The organism is Heliomicrobium sulfidophilum (assembly GCF_057715735.1).
On the sequence record NZ_JBVTZZ010000005.1, the window covers coordinates 520,001 to 543,210 of the forward strand.

General features: G+C 59.1%; 20 protein-coding genes (1 of these 20 cut by a window edge). 5 read left to right on the forward strand and 15 right to left on the reverse strand.

Annotated elements, in window-relative coordinates; translation table 11 throughout:
- Positions 1 to 496 carry the 3' portion of an EcsC family protein gene (locus AC0CW1_RS08195; protein ID WP_488182578.1) on the forward strand. It extends 284 nt beyond the left edge of the window, so 496 of the gene's 780 nt are visible here — the last part of the coding sequence; the start codon falls outside the window, past its left edge; the stop codon is at positions 494 to 496.
- Positions 497 to 544: 48 nt separating this feature from the next.
- On the opposite strand, the gene AC0CW1_RS08200 is transcribed toward AC0CW1_RS08195, so the two are convergent.
- The 5 genes from AC0CW1_RS08200 to AC0CW1_RS08220 form a co-directional block, all read right to left on the reverse strand.
- Entirely contained in the window at positions 545 to 1,798 is a 1,254-nt protein-coding gene (locus AC0CW1_RS08200) for an MFS transporter (protein ID WP_488182579.1), read from the reverse strand.
- Positions 1,799 to 1,947: 149 nt separating this feature from the next.
- A complete protein-coding gene (locus tag AC0CW1_RS08205; RefSeq protein ID WP_488182580.1) occupies positions 1,948 to 3,675 on the reverse strand; it encodes a putative bifunctional diguanylate cyclase/phosphodiesterase in 1,728 nt (575 codons plus the stop codon).
- A 560-nt stretch (positions 3,676 to 4,235) separates the two neighbouring features.
- Entirely contained in the window at positions 4,236 to 5,450 is a 1,215-nt protein-coding gene (locus tag AC0CW1_RS08210) for an ABC transporter permease (RefSeq protein WP_488182581.1), read from the reverse strand.
- Positions 5,451 to 5,452: 2 nt separating this feature from the next.
- Positions 5,453 to 6,232 (reverse strand): ABC transporter ATP-binding protein, encoded by a 780-nt coding sequence (locus tag AC0CW1_RS08215; RefSeq protein ID WP_488182582.1) that lies wholly within the window; start codon positions 6,230 to 6,232, stop codon positions 5,453 to 5,455.
- Positions 6,233 to 6,234: 2 nt separating this feature from the next.
- A complete protein-coding gene (locus AC0CW1_RS08220; protein WP_488182583.1) occupies positions 6,235 to 8,148 on the reverse strand; it encodes a hypothetical protein in 1,914 nt (637 codons plus the stop codon).
- Between the two features lie 571 nt (positions 8,149 to 8,719).
- On the opposite strand from AC0CW1_RS08220, the gene AC0CW1_RS08225 reads away from it, so the two are divergent.
- The 4 genes from AC0CW1_RS08225 to AC0CW1_RS08240 all read left to right on the forward strand — a co-directional run bounded on the left by AC0CW1_RS08225 (position 8,720) and on the right by AC0CW1_RS08240 (position 12,695).
- Positions 8,720 to 9,934: a cation diffusion facilitator family transporter gene (locus tag AC0CW1_RS08225; protein ID WP_488182584.1), complete on the forward strand. Its 1,215-nt coding sequence runs from the start codon at positions 8,720 to 8,722 to the stop codon at positions 9,932 to 9,934.
- 113 nt (positions 9,935 to 10,047) lie between these two features.
- Positions 10,048 to 10,227 (forward strand): hypothetical protein, encoded by a 180-nt coding sequence (locus tag AC0CW1_RS08230; RefSeq protein WP_488182585.1) that lies wholly within the window; start codon positions 10,048 to 10,050, stop codon positions 10,225 to 10,227.
- 170 nt (positions 10,228 to 10,397) lie between these two features.
- Complete coding sequence (locus AC0CW1_RS08235; protein ID WP_488182586.1) at positions 10,398 to 11,372, forward strand: N-acetylmuramoyl-L-alanine amidase family protein; 975 nt, start codon at positions 10,398 to 10,400, stop codon at positions 11,370 to 11,372.
- Positions 11,373 to 11,837: 465 nt separating this feature from the next.
- Positions 11,838 to 12,695: a methyl-accepting chemotaxis protein gene (locus AC0CW1_RS08240; protein WP_488182587.1), complete on the forward strand. Its 858-nt coding sequence runs from the start codon at positions 11,838 to 11,840 to the stop codon at positions 12,693 to 12,695.
- A gap of 180 nt (positions 12,696 to 12,875) precedes the next feature.
- Here the strand turns inward: AC0CW1_RS08240 and AC0CW1_RS08245 are convergent, their stop codons facing one another.
- The 10 genes from AC0CW1_RS08245 to purE form a co-directional block, all read right to left on the reverse strand.
- Entirely contained in the window at positions 12,876 to 13,310 is a 435-nt protein-coding gene (locus tag AC0CW1_RS08245) for a CBS domain-containing protein (protein WP_488182588.1), read from the reverse strand.
- A gap of 65 nt (positions 13,311 to 13,375) precedes the next feature.
- Positions 13,376 to 14,668: a phosphoribosylamine--glycine ligase gene (gene purD, locus AC0CW1_RS08250; RefSeq protein WP_488184116.1), complete on the reverse strand. Its 1,293-nt coding sequence runs from the start codon at positions 14,666 to 14,668 to the stop codon at positions 13,376 to 13,378.
- A 36-nt stretch (positions 14,669 to 14,704) separates the two neighbouring features.
- Positions 14,705 to 16,297 (reverse strand): bifunctional phosphoribosylaminoimidazolecarboxamide formyltransferase/IMP cyclohydrolase, encoded by a 1,593-nt coding sequence (gene purH, locus AC0CW1_RS08255; protein ID WP_488182589.1) that lies wholly within the window; start codon positions 16,295 to 16,297, stop codon positions 14,705 to 14,707.
- Between the two features lie 101 nt (positions 16,298 to 16,398).
- Entirely contained in the window at positions 16,399 to 17,004 is a 606-nt protein-coding gene (gene purN, locus AC0CW1_RS08260; protein WP_488182590.1) for a phosphoribosylglycinamide formyltransferase, read from the reverse strand.
- Positions 17,001 to 18,101 carry a phosphoribosylformylglycinamidine cyclo-ligase gene (gene purM, locus AC0CW1_RS08265; RefSeq protein WP_488182591.1) on the reverse strand — a complete coding sequence of 367 codons (1,101 nt, stop codon included), beginning with the start codon at positions 18,099 to 18,101 and terminating at the stop codon, positions 17,001 to 17,003. The genes purN and purM overlap by 4 nt, the downstream gene beginning before the upstream one ends.
- A gap of 9 nt (positions 18,102 to 18,110) precedes the next feature.
- Positions 18,111 to 19,556: an amidophosphoribosyltransferase gene (gene purF, locus AC0CW1_RS08270; protein WP_488182592.1), complete on the reverse strand. Its 1,446-nt coding sequence runs from the start codon at positions 19,554 to 19,556 to the stop codon at positions 18,111 to 18,113.
- Positions 19,557 to 19,578: 22 nt separating this feature from the next.
- Positions 19,579 to 19,965, reverse strand: coding sequence for a phosphoribosylformylglycinamidine synthase subunit PurS (locus AC0CW1_RS08275; protein ID WP_488182593.1), 387 nt, complete (start codon positions 19,963 to 19,965; stop codon positions 19,579 to 19,581).
- Between the two features lie 3 nt (positions 19,966 to 19,968).
- Positions 19,969 to 20,694 carry a phosphoribosylaminoimidazolesuccinocarboxamide synthase gene (purC, locus tag AC0CW1_RS08280; protein ID WP_488182594.1) on the reverse strand — a complete coding sequence of 242 codons (726 nt, stop codon included), beginning with the start codon at positions 20,692 to 20,694 and terminating at the stop codon, positions 19,969 to 19,971.
- 139 nt (positions 20,695 to 20,833) lie between these two features.
- Entirely contained in the window at positions 20,834 to 22,126 is a 1,293-nt protein-coding gene (gene purB, locus AC0CW1_RS08285; protein WP_488182595.1) for an adenylosuccinate lyase, read from the reverse strand.
- A gap of 286 nt (positions 22,127 to 22,412) precedes the next feature.
- On the reverse strand, positions 22,413 to 22,928 hold the full coding sequence (gene purE / locus AC0CW1_RS08290) for a 5-(carboxyamino)imidazole ribonucleotide mutase (protein WP_488182596.1): 516 nt from the start codon (positions 22,926 to 22,928) through the stop codon (positions 22,413 to 22,415).
- Positions 22,929 to 23,210 lie beyond the last annotated feature (282 nt).

The following is a 23,210-nucleotide window of genomic DNA, read 5'->3' on the forward strand; positions in this document are numbered from 1 at the left end:
GAAGCGCATTATCGATAAATATAAGAAGATCGCTGCCGTAGAAGGCGCAGGCACCGGCATGGGCGGCGCCGTCCTATCCGCCATCGACTTCCCTGCCCTGATCACCATTAAGCTAAAGATGCTGCAAGAGATGGCTTGGCTCTACGGTTACGATGCGCGCACGCCCCAGGAACGAAATTACCTGGTCCATGTTTTTCTCCTGGCCTTCGCTTCCGGCGATGTGCAGCGCGAAGTCTACGAGACAGTCCGCCGCTGGGACCGCCTGCCGGTGACCACCCTAAGCCCAGATAACAGCGCCTTCAACTGGCGAAGATTTTATTTGGAATATCGCGACGGCATCGACACGCGTAAACTGCTCGGCTTCCTGCCTGTCGTCGGCGCCCCTGTCAACGCCTGGGCCAATTACTCCCTGACCGGCGATCTCGGAGAGACTGCGCAAAAGGCTTTCCAACTGCGCTGTCTTCAACCGATGGTGGAGGAACTCAGACGGGATTAACAGCTACCAGCAAATCAGCCCGCCAATGGGCGGGCTTCATTATCTTCGTTATTTCGCAGTCACTTCTTCGCCAAGTCGGAAAAAGAGCAGCGCCGGTATCACGATGATGGCGGCGCAGGCCAGGTACATGCCGGAAAGGCCCGCCAGTTTGGACACATAGCCGAGCACAATGGAGCCAAGCCCGATGCCCAAGTCGAAGGCGCTCATGAGGGTGCCGTTTGCCGCGCCCCGCCGGAAGGGCGGGACCCGGTTGATGGCCATGGCCATCAAGGTCGGCTGAACGATGCCGAAGCCAACGCCCATGGCCACGGCGGAAAGCACAAAGAGTCCGATTCCTTTGGCAAAAAAGAGCAACAGGAAAGCGATGACCATGGCGATAAAACCGATCATCATGATCTGTTTCGGCCCCTGGCGGTCAAAGGCCCGTCCAGCCCACGGGCGGATGACCAGCAGGGTCAAGGCGTAGATAAGGAAGTAGACGCCAGCGTTGGGCACGCCGATCTCCTTCGCCAGCAACGTAATGAAAGAAACAATCCCACCGTAGACGATGGCGATAACGCCCATCACACCGGATAAAGAAAATACGGCCGGTTCGAAAAGGTTGGCCAGGGACAGGCCGGCCTTTTTTTTGTTCGCCTCCTCAGTTCCTTCTTCGGATCTCCCTTTCTGGACGCGTCCTGCTTCACCCGCCTGCCCTCGTAGCGCCTCTCCACGGGGCGCCTCATAGGAAACGCCAGCTAAGCTGAGCAACCCCAAGACGGCCAATAGAAGACTGACCCCGAAAAGCGCCGGAAAGCCGCCCTTGTCGAGAACGAAAAGCCCCAGGCTGGGACCGGCGGCCATGGCCAGCGTGTTGGAAAGCCCGTAGTAGCCCAAACCCTCCCCCCGCCGCTGGGCCGGGACCACATCAGCAGCCACCGTGCCGGCGCCGGTCGTGGTGAAGCCCCAGGTCATTCCGTGCAGCGCCCGCAGCAGAAAAAGCGCTGTCAGACCGGCGACGATCTGGTAGGCCGCTGTTGCCAGGCAAAAGGCGCTGAGCGCCAGAAAGAGCACTTTTTTTCGACCGATGGCGTCGAGCAAGTAGCCGGAAAGGGGACGAACCATGACCGCCGTCAAAGACAGGATGCCGATGATATACCCTACGCTGCTCTCATCGCCGCCGAGACCGCTGGTAACGAACACAGGCAGTGTGGGCAAGAGAAAATAGAAGCTCGTGAACATGAAGAGGTTCGTCAGGCAGATAAAAATGAAGCTCTTGGTCCACAACGGCGCAACAGAGCCCTGTGCTTTGGCTTGGTTCATAAAGATTGCTCCATTCTTTCTTTGATCGTTCATTCACCATTATTCTTCCCCACCGCTCAAGCTCCTGCATGCACAGCGATTTCTCAGAGAAAAACGAAGCCCGCCGAAATCCTCGCGGAAAAAGGCGGGCCTGTTAGGCATCGTTCTGATTATTCCATGCTTGAAGGGCTCATTTCCAAGGGGTTCGACTCGCTGACCATGTCCTGAGGCAGCGGCGACGGTTCGCCTAGGAAAAAGCCCTGACCGTACTCGATGCCCATCTCGCGGATGAGTTGCCAGATGCGGTCGTTCTCGACGCACTCGCAGATGGTCATCTTCCCGAGGGAATGGACCAGTTGATTGATCCCCTTGACCAAGGCGCAACGTTGCGGATCCTGATCGATCGACCGGACGAAAGAGCCGTCAATCTTGATAAAGTCCACCGGCAATCTGTTCAAATAGGCGATCGAGGAGTAGCCGCTGCCGAAGTCGTCCAGGGCAAAGCGGCATCCCAGACTGCGCAGCTTCTGCACCCACTGTTCCGCCGACATGAGGTCCCGGATGGCGGCTGTCTCGGTGATTTCAAAGCCGAGCCTGCCATGAATCGCCGGCGTTTTCTGGACGATCTCTTCGATAAAAATCAAGATCTCCTTATCCCCCAGACTTTCCCCAGAAAGGTTGACATAAAGCCGGAGTTGGGGACTTTTCTCCAAAAAACAAACCGCCTCGGTGACGACCCATCGCTCGATGTCGCCCATCAAACCGAAACTCTCGGCTACAGGGATGAAGGTGGATGGCAAGATCAACTGACCGTTTCCGTCACGCAGCCGCAGGAGCGCTTCATAATGTTCGACCATGCCATCGATGCTGCGGACGACCGGCATGAAAAAAAGCTGAAACCGTCCCTCGCGGTCAGCGTCGCGAACAATCTGGATCAGGCGGCTCGTCTCTTCCAAGCGGGAAAACATGCGCTCATTGGCGAAGGCGACAACGACCTGACTGCGCCCCGCCATTTTTGCCATGTGCAACGCCGCCCCGGCCCGGCTCAAAACCTGACGCACATCCTGGTGACCGTTAAGCTCGGCGACGCCGATACTGACGGTGAAGCGCAGATCGCACCCCTCGAGAACAGGGCAGAGATCGCGGTCCTTCACAAGGCGGCAGAGGTGCCGGGCCACCTGTTCCGCCTCCGCTTCGGCAACACCATGCAGCAACAGGCCAAACTCGTCGCCGCTCAGGCGGGCCAGCACATCGTCGCGCTGGATTTGACTCTTTAGCAACCGCGACAGGTTGATCAACATCCGATCGCCCATGTCATGATCGAGCAGGTCGTTGACGAGATTGAATTTATCGACATCGATGAGCAGCAGGGAACTGGCAGTTCCCTCCCTCGCCATCCGCCGTGCCCGGGAGAGGGCGCCGTCGAAGAAGTAGCGGTTCGGGATGCCCGTCAGGTAATCATGGGTGGCCAGGTGCTTCAGGTGCTTTTCCGTGTCTTTTAATTCGCTCAAGTCCCTAGCGACACCAGTAATGTAGAGTGGTTCCCCGTCAACGCCCCAGACCAGCGCGGCGTTGGCATGATACCACCGCCACCCGCCATCGGGCTGGCGCAATCGAAACTCGGGACCAGGCCGAACAGCGCCCAGACGCTTGACCTTGCTGAAAAAAGCTTTGACGGCAGGCAGATCGTCAGGGTGGACAACATCGTTTACCGAACAGCCCAATAACCCGTCGAGCCGGCTGTTTCGCCTGGCGTCGCTGGGCGTTATCCGGGTGAGCACCCCGTCGAGTGAGCAGATGAATATGGCGTCAAAAGTGCTTTCCGCAATCGCGCGCAGTTCTTCTTCCGCAAATTGATCCGGTCCACTGCAACTCTGACTCACTTTGCTTTCAATCATGCGGATCATCCCCGGCAATCTTATTTTACCATCGCCTCTGGCTTTGTTTATTGGCATTTCGGTGGGGGTAAGGTCCAAACAGCGCTAGAAAAGTCAAGTAAAAGATTAAAAAAAGAACACTGAAAGGCTAGTGAAAGCGTACCATAACACGTTAGGTTTTGACTATATTTTTTTCAAAAAAACCTGGAATTATATTAAACATTAGTGAGTTGAAAAATTAAAACTAAATCCAGCAGGGTTGAAATCGCCTGTTGTCAAATAGAACGTGGTCGATGGAACAAAAAATCATAGGAGCCTCGGGTTGGACGCCCCCTACAGGTTTCGACCCGCGGCAGCAGGTTTCCTTCCACACAGGGAGCAATCGGCAGGGAATCAGTTATACCGATACTACGACGATGTCAAGACGAAAAGCCCTGTCATCGCTTCGGCCCATGAATAAAAACGCCCGCAGGAAATTACCTTGCGGGCGTTTTTGCGTCTCTAATGCAATTCGACTAAACCATGATGCAACTGCCTGCCCTTAAGAGAGGACAGAGCGTAACACAAAGCTTGATACTGCTTTACTCATACCGCAATGCATCAATCGGATGCAAACTTGCCGCCTTCCTGGCCGGGTACACCCCGAAGACGACGCCGACGAGCATGGAGAAGAAGAAGGAGAAGAGCACCGGCGTCAATGTCACTTTGGTCGTCAAGGCGGTGGCGCTGCCGATCAGTTGGGAACCGCCAACACCGATGAGGATGCCGATGATGCCGCCGGCGAGGCTCAGGACGATGGACTCAATCAGAAACTGGCGCAGGATAACGCCGCGGGTGGCGCCGATGGCTTTGCGGATGCCAATCTCACGGGTGCGCTCGGTGACGGAGACGAGCATGATGTTCATGGTGCCGATGCCACCGACGATGAGGGAGATGGCGGCGATGCCGGCTAGCAGTGATGTCATGATGCCGGTGATCCCCTGAGCGGTGTTCAGGATCTGGGCTTGGGAGGTGATGGAGAAGTCGCTGTCCTCTTTGGTTGAAAGGTTGTGCTGGATGCGCAGGGTCGATGTCACTTCTGCCTGGGTCTGGTCGATGACGTCCGTTGACTGTGCCGATACGTAGATGGTGTTGACCTTGGTCAAGCCAAAGAGGCGGTTCATGGCCGTGGTGACAGGAACAAAGACGCGGTCATCGTTGTTGGTCATGCCACCGCCCTGGCTCTCCAGGACGCCGACGATGGCGAAGGGGATCTGCTTGATCTCAATCTTCTGACCAATGACGCTGGCGTCGCGGTCGCCGAAGAGGTTTTCCACCACATTGGCGCCAACGATGGCCACATTAGACTGCCCCTGAGCCTCATACTTGGTGAAAAAGCGTCCCGCTTGCAGTTCCGTGCTGCGGACACGGGGATAGTCGGCGCTGGTGCCCTCGACGGTAGCGCTCATGTTCTGGTTGCGGTAGACCAGCTGCGCCTGTTTGGTCACGCTGGGGGAGACGGCAGACACGGTGCGAAGCTTGGCGATGGCGTTGGCGTCTTCCAGCGTCAGGGTGTTCAGTGTGCCGGCGCCCATGCGGACGCCGCCCTGGGAGGCCTGGCCGGGGGTGACGATCAAGAGGTTGCTGCCGAGGCCCTCGATCTGGTCGGTGATGCTGCTGGAAGCGCCCTGGCCGATGGCGACGAGGGTGATTACGGCGGAAACGCCGATGATGATGCCAAGGGCTGTTAGGAAAGAACGCATCTTGTTCACTTTGACGCTGCGAAAGGCCAGGCGGAGTGTCTCCCCGATGTTCATGCTCAGGCCACCTCCCCGTTGCTAGCCTTCCTGCTGCCGGCGTCCCCGCTTCCAGTGTCCCAGCCCCCAATTTCCCCATTGCCGGCCAGCCGACGCTGGGCGACGGGGCTGTCCTCGATGATCTGACCGTCAAGGAAGCGTACGACCCGCTTGGCGTGTTCGGCCACTTCGGCTTCGTGGGTGACGACGATTACGGTCTTGCCGGCGTCATTCAGTTGCTGAAAGATGCTCAGGATCTCTGTCGTCGTCTTGGAATCCAGCGCGCCCGTCGGCTCGTCAGCCAGCAGGATGACAGGGTCGTTGGCGAGGGCACGGGCGATGGAGACGCGCTGCTGCTGGCCGCCGGAAAGCTCGTTCGGCTTGTTGTGGATCCGGTTGGCGAGGCCCACCGCTTCCAAGGCGTCCAGCGCCCGCTGACGCCGCTCCTTGGCGCTGACGCCGGCATAGAGCATGGGCAGTTCCACGTTTTCGACAGCTTCGGTCCGGGCGAGCAGGTTAAAGCTCTGGAAGATGAAGCCGATTTTTTTGTTGCGGATATGGGCCAGTTCGTCCTCAGAGGCTTGGGAAACGGCTTGACCGTCCAGGTAGTATTCACCGACAGAAGGCTTGTCCAGGCAGCCGATGACGTTCATCATCGTCGACTTGCCCGAGCCGGAGGGGCCCATGATGGCGACGAACTCGCCCTCCTGGATCTCGAGGCTGACGCCGCGCAACGCCCGGATCTCCTGATCGCCGATGCGGTAGTGTTTTTCGATGTCCTCAAGGCGGATGACGGGGTGCATGGCTACTTCCCTCCCCCGGTTTTGACGGCGGCGGTGCCGACGCTCGTCGACTTCGCCGCGCCGAAGTTAATGGCGCCGGTGGAGGCTTTTTTCTCCGTCGTGGCGATGGAGAGGGCGTATCGCTCGCCTTCAGTGAGGCCCGAGATGATCTCCACGCGGTCGGTGGAGAAGAGGCCGGTGGCGACGGGGCGGAAGACCGGGGCGGCGTTTTTGTTTGAGCGGCTATTCTGGGCGGATTGATCCGCCGGAGCGGCTTGAGCGTCCTGCCCCCCTACGATGCTGTCCGGCGCGACGTACACGCCAGTGACCCCGTTTTGCTCCTTCAGCGCCTGAGCAGGAACAAAGATGACACTTTTATGAGCGCCCGTGGTGATGGTGACGCTTGTGGTCATGCCGGGCTTGAGGAGACCTTCCGCATTGTCCACAGAGAGTTGCACGTTGTAGCTGGTGACGCCGTTGGTCGTGACGGCTTCCGGATACACCTTGAGCACGGCGCCTTTAAAGATCTTGTCCGGGTAGGTGGAAACGGTGAATTCCGCCGGCTGACCTCCCTGAATCTTGCCTACATCGCTCTGGCTGATCTGGGCCATCACCTGCAGGTTGTCGCCGTTGGCGTCGTTTAGGACGATGAGGGGCGTTGTGGCGGCGGGAAGCTCGCCCACATTGCCGTTCACCTGGGCGACGATGGCGTCGATGGGGGCCGTCAATTTCAGGTTGTTGAGGGCCACCTCCTGCTGGCGGAGCGAAGCGACAGCCTGGGCGACCGTCGCCTGGGCAGCCGAAACGGCGGCACTATCAGGCGGCGCCAGGGTCTGGTTCATCTGGGCCACTGTCGCGTTGTAGGCTGCTTCGGCCTGCTCGAGGCTGTTTTTGACCTGATCGAGTTGGGCCTTAGCCTGATTGCGGTTTTCATAGTTTTGCTGGGCATAGGTCAAGGCCTGTTTGGCCGCGTTGTGGCTGGCCTGAGCCTGGTCCACCGAGGCTTGAGCCTGGTTGACAGCGGCCTGCGTCTGGGCGAGCATGTTGGCGTCCGGACCGGCTTGCAGGTCGTCCAGTTGCTTCTTGGCGTTGGCCAAATTGACTCTCGACTGGTTGTAAGAGGACTGGGCCTGGTGATAGACCGATTCGGCTTGACGAATGGCAGCCGTGTTGGCTGTGGGCAACCCGTCCGGACCGCTCGGCCCCGGCACGCCGTAAGCGTCATTCAACTGATCACGAGCGTTGTCCAACTGTTCCTCGGCGATGGACAAGAGACGTTCGGCCACCTCGACGGCGGTCCGGGCGGCGTTCAAGGTCGCATCAGAGGGTCCCTCCTGGGCGGCGGCCAATTTCGCTTTGGCGGCGTCCAGGCCGGCCTGGGCGTTGCGCAATTGAATCGCCGTCGTGTCAACCTGGTTCTGGGCGTTGACGACGGCCTGCTGGGCGGCACTGCGGTCATTATAGAGGACGAGTTGGTTTTCGTAAGCCTGCTTGGCGCCGACCCAGGAGGCCTTCGCCTTGTCCACGTTGGCCTGCTGGAGGGCGATCGCCTCGGCTGCGGCGCCGCGGCGCGTTTGTTCCAACTTGGCCTGGGCCGAAGCCACGTTCGCCTGGGCGCTGGCGAGTTGGGCGCGGGCATTGGCGTCATCAAGGGTGGCCAGCGTCTGTCCGGCCTGGACACGGTCACCCACCTTGACGGTGACAGACGTCAGTCGGGCGCCGCCGGAGGTGAAGCTCAGCTTGATCTGCTGAGGTGTCTGGATCGTGCCGGAGGCGGAGATGGTTTCTGTCACATCCCCCCGCTCGACAAGGCTGTACTGGACGGCTTGGGCGTTCTCCCGGGCAGCCGACTCACGAGCATAGTATCCGTATCCGGCCCCTGACAGGACGATCACGGCCAAGGCGGCGGCGATCGCCTTTTGTCTCAGTTTGGACATTGTCGCATTGCTCCTTACTGTACTTTTGTTTTCCTGTGAGATAATGTAAGAACTATCGACACAATGCAATTGTACTATTCGGTACAATCGGCGACCAGCGATGTCTTTGCGGAAAAGCGCCCAGCGCCTGCCAGAGATCCCAATATGCTGGCTGGGCGAAGTCTAGATCCCTGCCGGGGGCACCCTGCTGTTCCGGCATTCCACAGAAAAACCCGCCCTTTATACAAAATACACGGCCTTTGTCAACACCTTTTATTAGTAAAACGTTGAGAGACCTAGAGATTCCTCGCTAGCAGGCAAGAAGATCGCCTTCACCTGTGCGGAATGCTTCCAGACGCCGGAATTCCGCCATCTGTCGCTTTCTTGCCCGATTCGGCCGATGGAAGAGACAGCAAAAATCGTTTACAATAGGGATTAAAAGTGAACCGCTATCAATACATTGATACCATACCGGTCATTTTTGTTGTTCTTTCAACGGGCGCAGACAACGAACCGTCTCCCTTCCTCCTGGTTCAGGCATCACCCGTCGTTGTCCGTCCTCCCCACAGGTAAAAGGAGAGGAAAAAACTACTTGGGTAAGCAAGCAGTTGCCTTGCTGAAACAGGCCAACTTCACGGCGCTCCAGAGCGCCCTTGGAAACTACCTTCTCGCCCTGCTCAAATGGGTCGCCTTTACGGCGACCGGTTCCCCGGCCATGCAAGCGGAAGCGGTCCACAGCTTCAACGACGGTTCCGCCCAGGCGGCCGTCTTCACCGGATCTGTCTTTGCCGCCCGCAAGCCCACATCCACTTTCCCCAACGGCTTCGGCCGCCTGTCCAACCTGATCGTTCTCTTCGTTGCCCTCTTCATGGCCTTCAACGCCTTACGCACGATTCAGTCGGCCTACGGCGCCATCGTGAACCCCCACCCTGTCTCCGGCTTCTGGTGGAACCAGGCTGTCCTTTTCGCCTCTTTGCTAGTGGACGGCTTTGTGCTCTACCAGGCCATGAAAGACATCGGCCGGGAGGCGGAATCAGATGCCCGGGGCTTCGCCCTCGTCCGCCTGTCCTTCGCCAAATACCACCTCGCCTCGCCGGAAACGCGCCTCGTCTTCTTCGAAGATCTCCTGGCCACGGTGGCCATCGTCATTGCCAGTTCCGGGATCACCCTTTCCCATCTGGGCATCGCTCCCTGGGGCGATGGTTTGGCCGGCGTCGCCATCGGCGTTCTGCTCTTCGGGATCGCCCTCAAGATCGCCTGGGAGAATGCCAAAGGCCTCATCGGCTATACGGCGCCAGAAGAGGTTGTCGATGAGATCGGCGAAGCGATCATGGAGGTCGAGGGTGTAGAAGACCTCTATGAACTGGATGTCGTCCAGGAAGGCTCGTACCTTGATGTGGACGGCACGATCGAACTGCCGGAAGACATGTCTGTCGCGGAAGCGGAAGACGTAAAATATGAGATCCAGCGTCGCCTGAAGAAGATTTACCCCAATATCCACAACGTGACCTTGAGCGTCCACGAAGATGACGCCTTGAGCCGATGGGGCTCCCGTGAGTATGGACGCCTGCGCCGAAAAGTCACTCCTGTCACGGCAGAGTCCAGTGACGAGACGAATATGCACAATGTGCAGCCCTTCCTGAAGCGCGTCCGGAGCGCCAAGGCCGCCGCAAAGGTGACCCGTGTATCGAGAGGCGCCAAGGTTGCCCCGACGTCTGCCGCCGCTGCTAAGGTTGCCATCGCCGCTTCCACTGTTTCCGCTCCTGCATCTGAAAACAACAACGAAAGCGTGGCTGCCTGTTCGTAACGCTTCCCCCACTCGTTCTTTCCGCTTACGCGGGAGGAGCGTTTTTTTTTGCTTTTTTTCCTGCCTTAAAGGGTCTCGCCGTCACATAAGCCTGTAACCAGGAGGTGACGGTGATGAAGTTTACCGGCAAGGACGGCGCCTACATCGGAAAGCAGGTCCTTCTACGCAGTTGGGACGAGGAATTGCGGCGTTTCCTCTACGAGTTGGATGGGGAACCGGACGGCCATGAAGAGAATGGCCATTGCCGCCATCATGATGACGAAGGGAGGATCGCCACACCGGTCAGCCGATAAGTATGCCCCCCAAGCCGATCACTTGGGGGGCTGTTGTTTTTTTAGTCTTTGTTACTCCTGTAGGGCGTAATTTTTTCTAGGCGGAGTTTAGAGTTTATATTTAATCCCGCCATAGGCGTGTTCAAGCTGGCGCCCTAAACGATCCAGTTTGCGCGATGGGAGGCATCGGGATGGGTCGGATGGGTCGGATGGGTCGGATGGGTCGGATCAGTCGCCTCTTCGGCATGACTCGATTTTTGCTGGTCCGGCGGAGAACACTTTTTCTCCTCTTTGTCATTGCCGCCTGCTTGATTGCGGCTGCAGGCGCCTACGTCTACCTTCACCCCAGCGAGCAGCCGCCTGGACCATCGCCGGAAAAACTGCCCCTTGATGGCAAAAAGCTCCTCATCGATGTGGGCCACGGCGGGATCGACAGCGGCACGAACACCAAGGAAGGCTTCCTGGAAAAGACGGTCAACCTCGACATGGCCCTCGCCCTGAAACCCCGCTTAGAAGAATTAGGGGCTACAGTCCTGCTCAGCCGCGAGAGTGATGTCGACCTCAGCGGTCTAGCGCCCGATCACCCCCAGCGTTATCGGACTGATCTGACCAACCGGGTCCGCTGGGCCAATGACCAAAAGGCGGATCTGCTCTTGAGCCTGCATATCAACTCCGCCCGCGACCCCAAAATGCGCGGCGCCATCCTCCTCTACCATCCTAAAACGCCTTATACTGACCACTCCAAGGAACTGGCCCATATCCTGCAAAAGGAGTTGAACGGCTTTTACGCCGATTATGCCAAGCGGGGCGAGATCTACCGCCATCAACCCTACGCCGGCGACTACTTCGTCTTTGAATATGTCAAGATGCCGTCGGTTATCGTGGAGATGGGTTTTATCACCAGCCCCCAGGACCGGGCGCTCTTCGTAAAGCATGATTTCCGCAACGCCCTCGCCCAAAAAATTGCCGACGGTGTTGTTCAATACGTCCATCAGGCGCCGGTGAAGAAGACCTTCCTGGAATGGTTGTGGCCTGGATGGGGGCATCAGGAAGATGATCGGGGCGAACCAGCCGACATGGTCACGGCACCGGGGCCGCAGCCGGCAGACACGATGGAAAACCGGCAGATTTTTTTTACATGTTTTTTTCGGGGGAGCGCATTCTAACCATGATGGCTTGTTCCGTCACGCACTGCTCCTCATCGGGAACATCCCCAGAGATCATATGACGAAAGGAGACTTCCTGAAGTGGATATCCTCAGACGGTCGAACATGGCGCTGTTCAGGTTGCTTGTTCGTGCTTGCAGCTTCTCCTGCTCACCGCCAGTCCCGTCGCCTGGGCGATCGGCCTGGACCGCTTCATCATGCCTGTTCTCCAGCGAAGGCTTTCTCCAGGCAAAGGGTGATATTTCTTCTGTTCATTGAGAAAAAAGGACCCGGTTCTCCTAAAGAAGGCAACCGGGTCCTACCCTTCCGCAATTAAGGCCTACCGATAGCATCAAATACATACGAGAAGATCATCGATTTTCCCATAGTGATAGAGGGATCAATCGCTATATTGTCGAAATATCGTAAAAAGGTCTTTTTGTGGACCGGTCTAGACCGGTTTGCTTTTAAAAGGAGCGTGCACCGATGGTTCTGACTGAACAAACAGCCGTCGAACTTACTGAATTCATTCACCGGCAGACCGGATTCCATTCCATCGTCTGTGACACTACGGGTCGCATCATCGCTGATTCCAGCCATACCCGAGTAGGCAATATCCATGCCGGTTCCAAGAAAATCATGACCAGCGACATCGATTCCATCGCCATCACTAAGGAAGACGAGATCAACTCGGGCGGCACTGTCAAGGTAGGCATTAATCTTGCCGTCAAGGTAGACGGCGTCAAGATCGGCACTTTCGGCATCGGTGGCAAACTGGAATTGGTGACGCCTATCGCGAAGGTGGCCTCGGGGCTGCTCGCCAGTATGATCCATGATGAAGAGATGAAAAGGACACTGCTGACGGTCATCGGCGAAATCACCGAATCGTTAGAACGGGCCATGGCAGCGGTTCAACAGATCACCGCCTCGTCGCAGGAGTTGGCCGCTAACAGCCAGGCCTTGGCCAATGTGACCGTAGAGACGCTGGAACATGTCAAAGCAACGACCAACATCATCGGCTTCATCCAGCGCATCGCCAACCAGACAAAACTGCTCGGCCTCAACGCCTCTATCGAAGCGGCTCGTGCCGGCGAACAAGGCCGGGGATTCGCAGTGGTGGCCAATGAGGTTCGCAAGCTCGCCGAGGAAAGCGGCGGTTCTGCCCGCGAAATCAACGCCCTGCTGTCGCAGTTCAAAGGCAACATTGAAAAGGTCTCCGACGGTGTTCTGCAAAACAGCACTGTTGCCGAGGAACAAGCCAGAGCCACGCAAGACATCGCCGGCATGGTCGAGGTGCTCAACGAGGCCGGCAGAAAGCTGGCTCAATTGGCCGAAAAATTGTGACCACAATTGCTCTCTCTGGTCTGAGATAAGCCTCCGCGCAGTATCACGGAGGTTTTTTTGCGCGAAAAAACCGGCTGCTTGGCCGGCTTTTCCTTCAGTGCTTTATATGCTTCGATTGCTTGTTTCTATAATTCGTCGGTTCCGCATCAACGGCATAGGTGTCTCACAGACAGTCTTGCGTCACATCGGCCTTGACGGTTCGGAGATCTCACCGAGGGCGTCGCCGGCTTCATTGCGATAGATGTTCTTCACGGCCAGGTCGCCCAGTGAAACGATGCCGACAAGCCGGTCGTTTTCAATGATGGGCAAACGACGGATCTGTTTCTCTGACATCAGATCGGCGGCGGCGTGGACATCCATGTCAGGCGTGCCGGTGAGCGGATCTTTGGTCATCGCTGTCTGAACGGTCGTGCCGCGGGGATCCATTCCTTTGGCGACGACGCGCAGGACGATGTCCCGGTCGGTGATAATGCCGACACACTTCTGACCTTCCACGACAGGGACAGCGCCGACATTGAGCTTGGACATGATGCGAGCGGCCTCGATGACGGTTTCGTCAGGTCGGGCAGCGGAAATGCTGCGGGTCATGATCTCGCGCAGAGGACGCAATGCCATCCCTCCTTCGATTGCTTTCGAAGATTAGGATGGCTCTTTCTGCGCCTTTTCATCCCTGCCAGCTCTTACAGTCGCTCCAGAGCGCGACGGCCGATGTCCCTGCGAAACTGCACACCCTCAAATTGGATCCGCTCCACCTGCCGGTAGGCCAGGTCGATGGCTTCCCGGATGGTCGGACCTTTCGCTGTTACGCCGAGGACGCGGCCGCCGGCTGTGACGATCTGGTCGTCTTTGGCGACGGTGCCGGCGTGAAAGACCTCGACGCCAGGCAGTACCTCAGTGAGCCCCGAGATGGTTTTGCCTTTTTCGTAATCCCCCGGATAGCCGCCGGCCGCCATGACGACACAGACGGTGGCGTCTCCAATCCAGTCAACAGGCTGCTGATCAAGGCGCTTGGCCAGGATGGCTTCGATGACGTCGACCAGGTCGGTCTGCATGCGCATGAGCACCGGCTGGGTCTCGGGGTCGCCGAAACGGGCGTTGTATTCGAGCACCTTCGGCCCCTGGGCGGTGATCATTAATCCGGCGTAGAGGACACCCCGATATGGCCGTCCTTCTGCATTCATGGCCTGGATGGTGGGCAGCAGGATGGTCTTTTCAACCTCGTGGGCCAGTTCTTCCGTATAGACAGGCGCTGGCGAGTAGGCGCCCATGCCCCCCGTGTTCGGCCCCTGGTCGCCGTCGAAGATGCGCTTGTGGTCCTGAGCCGACACCATGGGGATTACATGGTCGCCGTCGGTGAAGGCCAGGATGCTCACTTCCTCGCCTTCCATGAATTCCTCGATGACGACGCGCCGTCCGGCGTCGCCGAAGGCGTTGCCTTCCAGCATGGACCGGACGGCGTCTTTCGCTTCGGCCACATCGGCGGCGACGATGACGCCCTTGCCGGCGGCCAGGCCGTCGGCTTTGACGACACAAGGGCAGCCCGTTTTCGCCGGGCGGGTGGCGACAAGTTCATCGATGAACTGGAGAGCCGGCTCGATCTCAGTGAAAACGCCGTAGGCGGCTGTCGGGATGTTGTACTTCTCCATCAGATCCTTGGCGAAGGCTTTGGAGCCCTCGATCTCGGCCGCCTTTTTCGTGGGGCCGAAGATGGGGATCTCATGGTCGTTGAAGACATCGACGATTCCTGCCGACAAGGGCGCTTCCGGTCCCACGACGGTCAGGTCGATACGCTTTTCCCAGGCAAAGGTCAGCAGTCCCGTTACGTCATCGGCTTTGATGTCAATACAGTGCGCGATTTGGGCGATGCCGGCGTTGCCGGGAGCGCAATAGATTTCGGCGACGCGAGGGCTCTGCTTCAGTTTCCAGACAAGGGCATGTTCACGGCCGCCGCCGCCGACGACGAGGACTTTCAGTCCCTTTGATTTTAATTGCTTCACCTGTCTACCCCCTTAGTGCTTAAAGTGGCGCATTCCGGTGAAGACCATGGCGACGCCGAGACGGTTGCAGGCTTCGATCGATTCGGCGTCACGGACCGAACCGCCCGGCTGGATGACAGCGCGGATCCCGTACTGGGCGGCCGTTTCCACCGTGTCTTTGAAGGGAAGGAAGGCGTCTGAGGCGAGTACGGCGCCTTGCGAGGCCGGGCGATCGTTGTCGCCCTCGCTGCTGCCGCCGCCGAGCGCTTGTGAGGCCTTCGCCTGTTCCAGCGCGATCTGAGCCGAGCCGACGCGGTTCATTTGGCCGGCGCCGACACCGATGGCCACGCCGTCTTTGGCGATGACGATGGCGTTGGACTTGACGTGCTTGACGACCTTCCAGGCGAAGAGGAGGTCAGCCAATTCCCCGTCTTCAGGCGCTCGTTCGGTGACGACCTGGAGCTGGTCGGCGGAAACTGTGCCCAGGTCGGCTTCTTGAACGAGGAAGCCGCCACGGATCTTCTTCACATCGGCTGTGGCCGGGTCGCTGCTGGCGAGAGGACCGACTTCCATGATGCGCAGGCCTTTTTTCTGCTGGAGGATCTCCAGCGCCGCTTCCGTGAAGGCGGGTGCGATGACGGCCTCCATGAAGGTCTTGACGACCTCAGCGGCGGTGTCGGCGTCGACGGCGCTGTTGAAAGCGATGATGCCGCCAAAAGCGGACACGGGGTCGGCGGCGAAAGCCTTTTCATAGGCTTCTTTTAAAGTAGCTGCGACGGCGACGCCGCAGGGATTGTTGTGCTTGATGATGGCAGCAGCGGGCCCGTCGAATTCGCGGGCCAATTCCATGGCAGCGTTCAGGTCGAGAAGGTTGTTGAAAGACAGTTCCTTGCCCCAGAGTTGCTTCGCCGTTCCAGCGCCGGCGCCCTGATAATCGCTTTCGCGGTAAAAGGCGGCCTTCTGGTGCGGGTTTTCACCATAGCGCAGGTCTTGCACCTTTTCCACCTTGCCAGGAGCGAAGATGCCAGCGAAGGGATCGCCCTCCCCCTCTTCGGCGGCCAGATAAGCGGCGATGGCGGCGTCATACTCGGCCGTGTGGGCGAAGGCTTCCCGGGCCAGGGCGCGGCGAGTCGCTTCGGAGACAGCGCCCTTCTGTTGCAGTTCAGAAAGCACAGCGGCGTAGCGGGCGGGGTTGACGACGATGGCCACAGACTCGTGGTTTTTCGCCGACGCCCGGACCATGGCCGGTCCGCCGATGTCGATGTTCTCGACCGCCTCTTCCCGGGTCACGCCCGGTTTGGCGACGGTCTCCCGGAAGGGGTAGAGGTTCACGGCCACCACATCGATGGGGACGATGGCGTGGGTCTCCAGCTGGCCCAGGTGTTCCGGCGTCCGGCGGGCTAAGATGCCGCCGTGCACTTTGGGGTGGAGCGTCTTGACACGGCCGTCAAGGATCTCGGGAAAGCCGGTGATCTCCGTGACATAGGTGACGGGAACGCCGGCGGCCTTGATCGTCTTGTATGTACCGCCGGTGGAGACGATTTCAAAACCGAGCTCCGCCAAGCCCCGGGCGAATTCCACGACGCCGGTCTTGTCGGAGACACTGATGAGGGCGCGACGGTTCATGGTTTACCTCCCTTGTTTCGGTCAGAGAAAGGGCTGAATGGACCGGTAAAATCCGGGATGACTGCGAAAGATCATCTTGTGCGGCTAAAAGAAAACAGCCTTTACTCGATGATGACCCGCCGACCTTCGATCTTCAGCCGGTCTTCGGCCATCAGTTGCAACGCCTCCGGCAGGATGCGGTGCTCTTCCTTTAAAATACGGGCAGCCAAGGTATCTTCATTGTCGTCAGAGAGGACGGGGACGACCGCCTGGAGGATGATCGGCCCCGAGTCAAGGCCTTCATCGACAAAGTGGATGGTGCATCCAGAAAAGCGCACGCCATGCTCGATGGCCTGGCGCTGGGCGTGCAGGCCGGGAAAGGCGGGCAACAGGGCCGGGTGGATGTTGATGATCCGGCCGGGGAAGGCCTCCAGCAGTTCTGTCGTGATCAGCCGCATGTAGCCAGCCAGCAGCAGCGCATCAGCGCCAGCGCTTTTCAGCAGTTCGGCCAGCTTGCGGTCATAGTCGGGCCGTCGGGGGTAGTCTGACGGCGGCAGGTGAACCGCAGGGATGCCGCGCGACGCCGCCCGCTCCAGCGCCAAGGCGTCCTGGCGGTTGGAGAGGACCATGACGACCTGGGCGTCAAGGCGTCCAGCGTCAATGGCGTCGAGGACGGCTTGCAGGTTGGAGCCCCGACCGGAGGCGAGGACGCCGAGCTTCAGCGTCATTCGGCCTCCCCCCGCTCCCAAGCCATCGCGCCATGGTAGACAACCTCCGGCGCGGCCTCGACGCCACGGGCGCTCGCTTCGATGACGCCGATACGGTGACAGGTTTCCCCCATCGCCGTCAAGATATTGACAGCCTGATCCGCCTCCTCGGGGGAGACGACGAGGACGAAACCGATGCCGCAGTTAAAAGTGCGCAGCATCTCAGCGCCAGCCACATTGCCCTTGGCCTGGAGCACTGAAAACACGGGTGGCGCGGGCCAGCTTCCCATTTCAATTGCGGCCTGGGTTCCTGCCGGCAGGACACGGGGTATGTTTTCCGTCAGACCACCGCCGGTGATGTGGGCCATGCCCTTGACGGCCACCTTTTCGAGGAGGGCGAGGACCGGTTTGACATAGATGCGTGTCGGCGTCAGCAGTTCCTCGCCGACGGTTTTGCCGAGTTCGGGCAGGAAGGTGTCAACGCTGTGGCCGGCATGGTCGAAAAAGACCTTGCGGGCCAGTGAGTAGCCGTTGCTGTGCAAGCCTGACGAGGGGATGGCGAGCATCACATCGCCGGGGCGGATGGCCGAGCCGTCGATCAGCTTTTTGCGGTCAGCCACGCCGACGCAAAAACCGGCCACATCATAATCCTCTTCAGCGTAAAAACCGGGCATCTCGGCCGTTTCGCCGCCGATGAGGGCACAGCCGGCCTGGCGGCAGCCCTCGGCGACGCCGGAGACGATGGCGGCCACCTTTTCGGGAACCAGTTTGCCGACAGCCAGGTAGTCGAGGAAAAAGAGCGGCTCGGCGCCCTGGACGAGGATGTCATTGGCGCACATGGCCACACAGTCGATGCCGATCGTGTCGTGGCGATCCATCAGCATGGCCACGCGCAACTTGGTGCCCACACCGTCGGTGCCAGAGACGAGAACCGGTTCTTCATACTTGCGGGCGTTGAGGGCGAAGAGGCCGCCGAAACCGCCGATGTCGGTCAGTACCTCAGGCCGGAAGGTGCTCCGGACCTGGCCTTTCATCAGTTCGACAGCCCGGTTGCCGGCGGTGATATCGACACCCGCCTGGGCGTAGGTCAGGCCTGCCTGTTTTTGTTGCTCCGTCATGGGTACCTCCTAGCAGCCGCAGCCTTCCATAGCATACTTGTCCAAACCGATGGGGATTTCAATGGGGTAACTGCCGCAGAAACAAGCCATGCAGTAATTTTCATCGGCGATGTCGGGGTTCTGTTCCGTCATGGCCCGCAGGAGCCCCTCCTGGGAGAGGTAGTGCAGGCTTTCGGCGCCGATCATCTGGCGGATCTCGTCAATCGTTTTGGTGGCCGCTACTAGTTCCTTGCGGACGGACGTGTCGATGCCATAGTAGCAGGGATGGGTGATCGGCGGCGAGGAGACGAGCATGTGCACCTCTTTCGCCCCGGCGTGGCGCAGCATCTGGACGATCTTGCCGCTCGTGGTGCCGCGGACGATGGAGTCGTCGATCATGATCACCCGCTTGCCTTCCACCGCCTTGGCGATGGCGTTCAGCTTGAGGCGCACCGACTGGGCGCGGATCTCCTGGGTGGGTTGGATAAAGGTGCGGCCCACATAGCGGTTTTTCATCAATCCCTGGTCAAAGGGGATGCCTGATTCGAGGGAGTAGCCCATGGCGGCCGCTGTGCCCGAGTCGGGAACGCCAATAACGATGTCGGCGTCGATCTTGCACTCCCGGGCCAGTTGGCGGCCCATGGCCCGGCGGGCCTGGTTGACGCTGATACCGTCGATGACCGAGTCAGGGCGGGCGAAGTAGATGTATTCAAAAATGCAAGCGGCCCGGCGCGGCTGGGTCAACGCCTTCAGGGAGACGAGGCCGTTTTCGTCGATGGAGATGATCTCGCCCGGCTCGATGTCACGGACAAAGTCGGCGCCCAGGGTGTCCAGGGCGCAGGACTCGGAGGCGACCACATAGGCGTCGCCCAGGCGGCCGAGGCAGAGGGGGCGGACGCCGTGGGGGTCGCGGACGGCCAGGAGCCGTTTTTCCGTCATGACCAGCAGCGAGTAGGAGCCTTTGATGTCGATCATCGTTTTAATCAAGGCTTCTTCCAGGGAAGACTGGCCGTAGCGGGCCAGCAGGTTAACGACAACCTCCGTGTCGGTCGTCGTCTGAAAGATGGCGCCAGTGCCAGCCAGGTTGTGGCGCATCTCTGCCGCATTGGTCAGGTTGCCGTTGTGGGCCACCGCCATCATGCCCTTGCTGTAGCGGAAGATCAGAGGCTGGGCGTTGGCGAGCAGGCTCGAACCGGTCGTCGAGTAGCGCACATGGCCGATGGCCACGTTCCCTTGCAGTTCCTTCAGCTTCCGCTCGTCAAAGGCTTCCGTGACCAGGCCCATGCCCTTGTGGAAAAGGATCTCCTGGTCATTGCCGACAGCGATGCCGGCGCTCTCCTGCCCGCGGTGCTGGAGGGCGAAGAGGCCGAAGTACGCCAACCGGGCCACGTCTTTGCCGGGCCCATAGATCCCGAGAACGCCGCACTCTTCCTCCATCTTGTCCCAAGGAAGCTCGTGGGTGCATTCGTATGACATGATAGGCCTCCCGCCGGTGGTTTTAGTTTGACAAGGGTTCAATCTCACAGGTGAAAGCTTCCAAGACCTCATTGATCAACCGTTGGCGGCAGAAGTCTTCCGCCTGTCGCCGAGCCGCCTCCACATCATCCGTATCGAGGAGAAACTCGACATAGCGACCTGTTCGGAGTCCGGTCGGCACGGCTTGCGCGGACGGCATGGTCGGCGCGGCTGACGGGGTCTGTCTGTTCTGCGCAGTTGGGGCAGCAGATATCGCCGGTAACGCCGACTTGGCAGGACGCGTCGATTTGGCTGGCACAGTGGGCTCCGCCGATTCCTCGCCCGCCTCCCGGAGCCGCGCTTCAAGCGCCTCGCGCTGGGGATCGCGAAAGCCGACTTTGACGGTGATAACGATCTTCGCTTTAACCATGGGTTACCCTTTCAGTTTGCTCTCCAGGCGTTTCAGGATCTCCTGGTAGGCCTCTTCGAGGCCGCCCAGGTCGCGGCGGAAACGGTCCTTATCCAGCTTTTCCTTCGTCCGACTGTCCCAGAAGCGGCAGGTGTCGGGCGAGATTTCGTCGCCCAGGAGCACCTCGCCGTTATGGAGGCCAAACTCGAGCTTAAAGTCGACGAGGTCGATGTTCAAACCGGCCAGAAATTCCTTGAGGATGTCATTGACTTTGAGGGCGATGGCCTTGACGGCATCCATCTGCTCCGATGTGGCCCATCCCATGGCGTCGATGTGGTATTCGTTGATCATGGGGTCGCCGAGGGCGTCGTCCTTGTAGTAAAACTCGAGGACCGGTTTCGCCAGCGGCGTGCCTTCCGGCTGACCAACACGCTTGGCCAAAGAGCCGGCGACAATGTTGCGGGCGACCACCTCGACGGGGATGATCTGGAGGGATTTGACGAGCATCTCCCGGTCGTTGATCAGTTCGACGAAATGGGAGGGAACCCCTTGCTTGGCCAGGTATTGAAAAAAGAGGGCCGAGATGCGGTTGTTGAGAACACCTTTGTTCTCGATCTCCGCCTTCTTCTCGCCGTTGAAGGCTGTCGCCGAGTCCTTGTACTCGATCCAATAGATGTCCGGGCTTTCGGTCCGGAATACCTTTTTGGCTTTTCCTTCATAGATCTGCTCCAGTTTGCTCCGTTCGGACATGGACCTGACTCCCCTTTCTTCGCTTCTGCACAACCACACTGCCTATGGTTACCTTTCCGTTGTCGCGTATTTTAAGGTTACGGTATGGTTACATTTCATGTCGTCTTTGTCTCGCCGCTTGTTACGATATCAGTATGACTTACAGACCGACCCGCTTGAAGAGGGTGTCCACATGCTTGATGTGGTAGTCGTAATCGAAGAGGCCTTCCACTTCAGCGGGGCTCAGTTTTTCCATGATCTCGCTGTCTTCGAGAACAAGTTCTTTGAAGGGCCGCTTGACTTCCCAGGCCTTGAGGGCGTTGCGCTGGACCCAGTGGTAGGCCGTCTCGCGGAGGGCGCCCTTGTCGACGAGGGCGAGCATGACCCGCTGGCTGTTGACGAGGCCGAGGGTTTTTTCCAGGTTCTTTTGCATGTTTTCAGGGAAGACGTTTAGGTTGGCGACGATGTCGATCATCTTGGCCAGCATGTAGTCAAGGAGGATCGTCGAATCGGGAATAATAACGCGCTCCACCGAAGAGTGGGTGATGTCCCGCTCATGCCAGAGGGCCACGTTCTCCATGGCCGCCAAGGCGTTGCCGCGAAGCACCCGGGCCAGGCCGGCGACGCGCTCCGAGGTGATCGGGTTTTTCTTGTGGGGCATGGCCGAGGAGCCTTTTTGACCTTTGGAGAAGGCTTCTTCCACTTCATGGATGTCGGTGCGCTGCAGGTTGCGAAACTCCGTAGCGAACTTGTCCAGCGACGAACCGATAACGGCCAGTGTGGTCATGTATTCGGCGTGGCGGTCCCGCTGGATGACCTGGGTGGAGATGGGGGCGGGGCGAAGACCCAGCTTGCGGCAGGCGTATTCTTCGACAAAGGGATCGATCTGGGCGAAGGTGCCTACCGCACCAGAGATGGCGCCGACGCTGATCGTGTCGATGGCGTGGTTCATCCGCTTGATGCAGCGGCCCACCTCGTCATACCAGAGGGCCAGCTTGAGGCCGAAGGTGACCGGCTCGGCATGGATGCCGTGGGTGCGGCCAACCATGACGGTGTACTTGTGCTCTTTGGCCCGCTCACCGATGACCTCGCGCAGCTTCTTCAGCTTCTGGAGGATGATCTCGCCGGCCTCGCGCATCTGCAAGGACAGGGAGGTGTCGAGTACGTCGGAAGAGGTCATGCCCATGTGGATGTATTTCGATTCCTCACCGACATACTCGGCCACGTTGGTGAGGAAAGCGAGCACGTCGTGTTTGGTCACTTCTTCGATTTCGAGGATGCGCTGGACGTTAAAGTCGGCTTTGTCGCGGATGGCTTCAAAAGCCTCCTGGGGGATTTTGCCCAGCACGGCCAAGGCCTCGCAAGCAGCCACCTCGACGTCGAGCCATTTGCGAAAGCGGTTTTCGTCGGCCCAGATGGCGCCCATTTCTTTGAGTGTATAACGTTCGATCATCCTTGTACCCCTCCTGATTTCTGCGCCGTCCTCCTCTGAAAGGACGGTCTCTGCCTGCTTGGCGCTACATTTTTGCAAAAAGCAAAGCCCGGGCAGATAGATTCCCGCCTTGCCAATGCAAGGAACCTATCCGCCTGGGCTTTTCTCCCTCCGGTGTAAAAAGGGTAAACATCGTCCGTTGACCCCTTTTTGCAGCGCTCGGTCCAGACCGTATCACGCGGAACCCTGAGCTGCACTTCCCTCAAGTTTTGAAAAACAATCGTTCAATCCCAAACTCTATTATACCCTAAAAAACCGGTCTCGGCTCCCCCAAATTTGCATCTTTCTTTTCCACTTGGCGGACCATTTTTTCCTTGTAGGCTTTGAATTTCTCCCGCAGGTTGGGGTGTTTGCCGCCGAGGATCTGGACGGCCAGCAGTCCGGCGTTTTTGGCGCCATCGACGGCTACCGTTGCCACAGGGACGCCAGGGGGCATCTGGGCGATGGCGAGGAGGCTGTCCCAGCCGCGGAGCGCGCCCGATTGCAGGGGAACGCCGATGACAGGCAGGACGGTGAAGGCGGCGATGACACCAGGCAGGTGGGCCGCCATGCCGGCGCCGGCGATGAGCACCTCCAGGCCGCGCTCTTCCGCCGTCTGGGCGTAACGGGCAGCGCGATCGGGCGTGCGGTGGGCCGAGGCGACAATCATTTCGGACTTGACACCGAATTCTTCGAGGGCTTCGGCAGCATCTTTCATGACCTTCAGGTCAGAATCGCTGCCCATGATGATGCCGACGAGGGGTTTGTTGTTTAACTGGCTCATGTTATCCTCCCTATGTTTGTCGCCCTGGATTTAGGGCGTTAGTCGCTGCTTTCGTGATCTGGTTATCGCAATATTAGGAACTCTATCCGCTTCGTCGCGGGGTGGCTAGGGCCGGGCGCTAAGAGCTCCGCGGCGGCTCGCTCCGGCGGTTCCGCTCGGGCGCCAAACCTCTGGGCTTTTCTGCATGTGAACCGTGGCGCCCTTGACGCTCCACCGCCTGCGCTTGCTTTTCGCCGCTCCGCTCAAACCGCGCCCGACCCTATCCACCCCTGACTTTTTCAA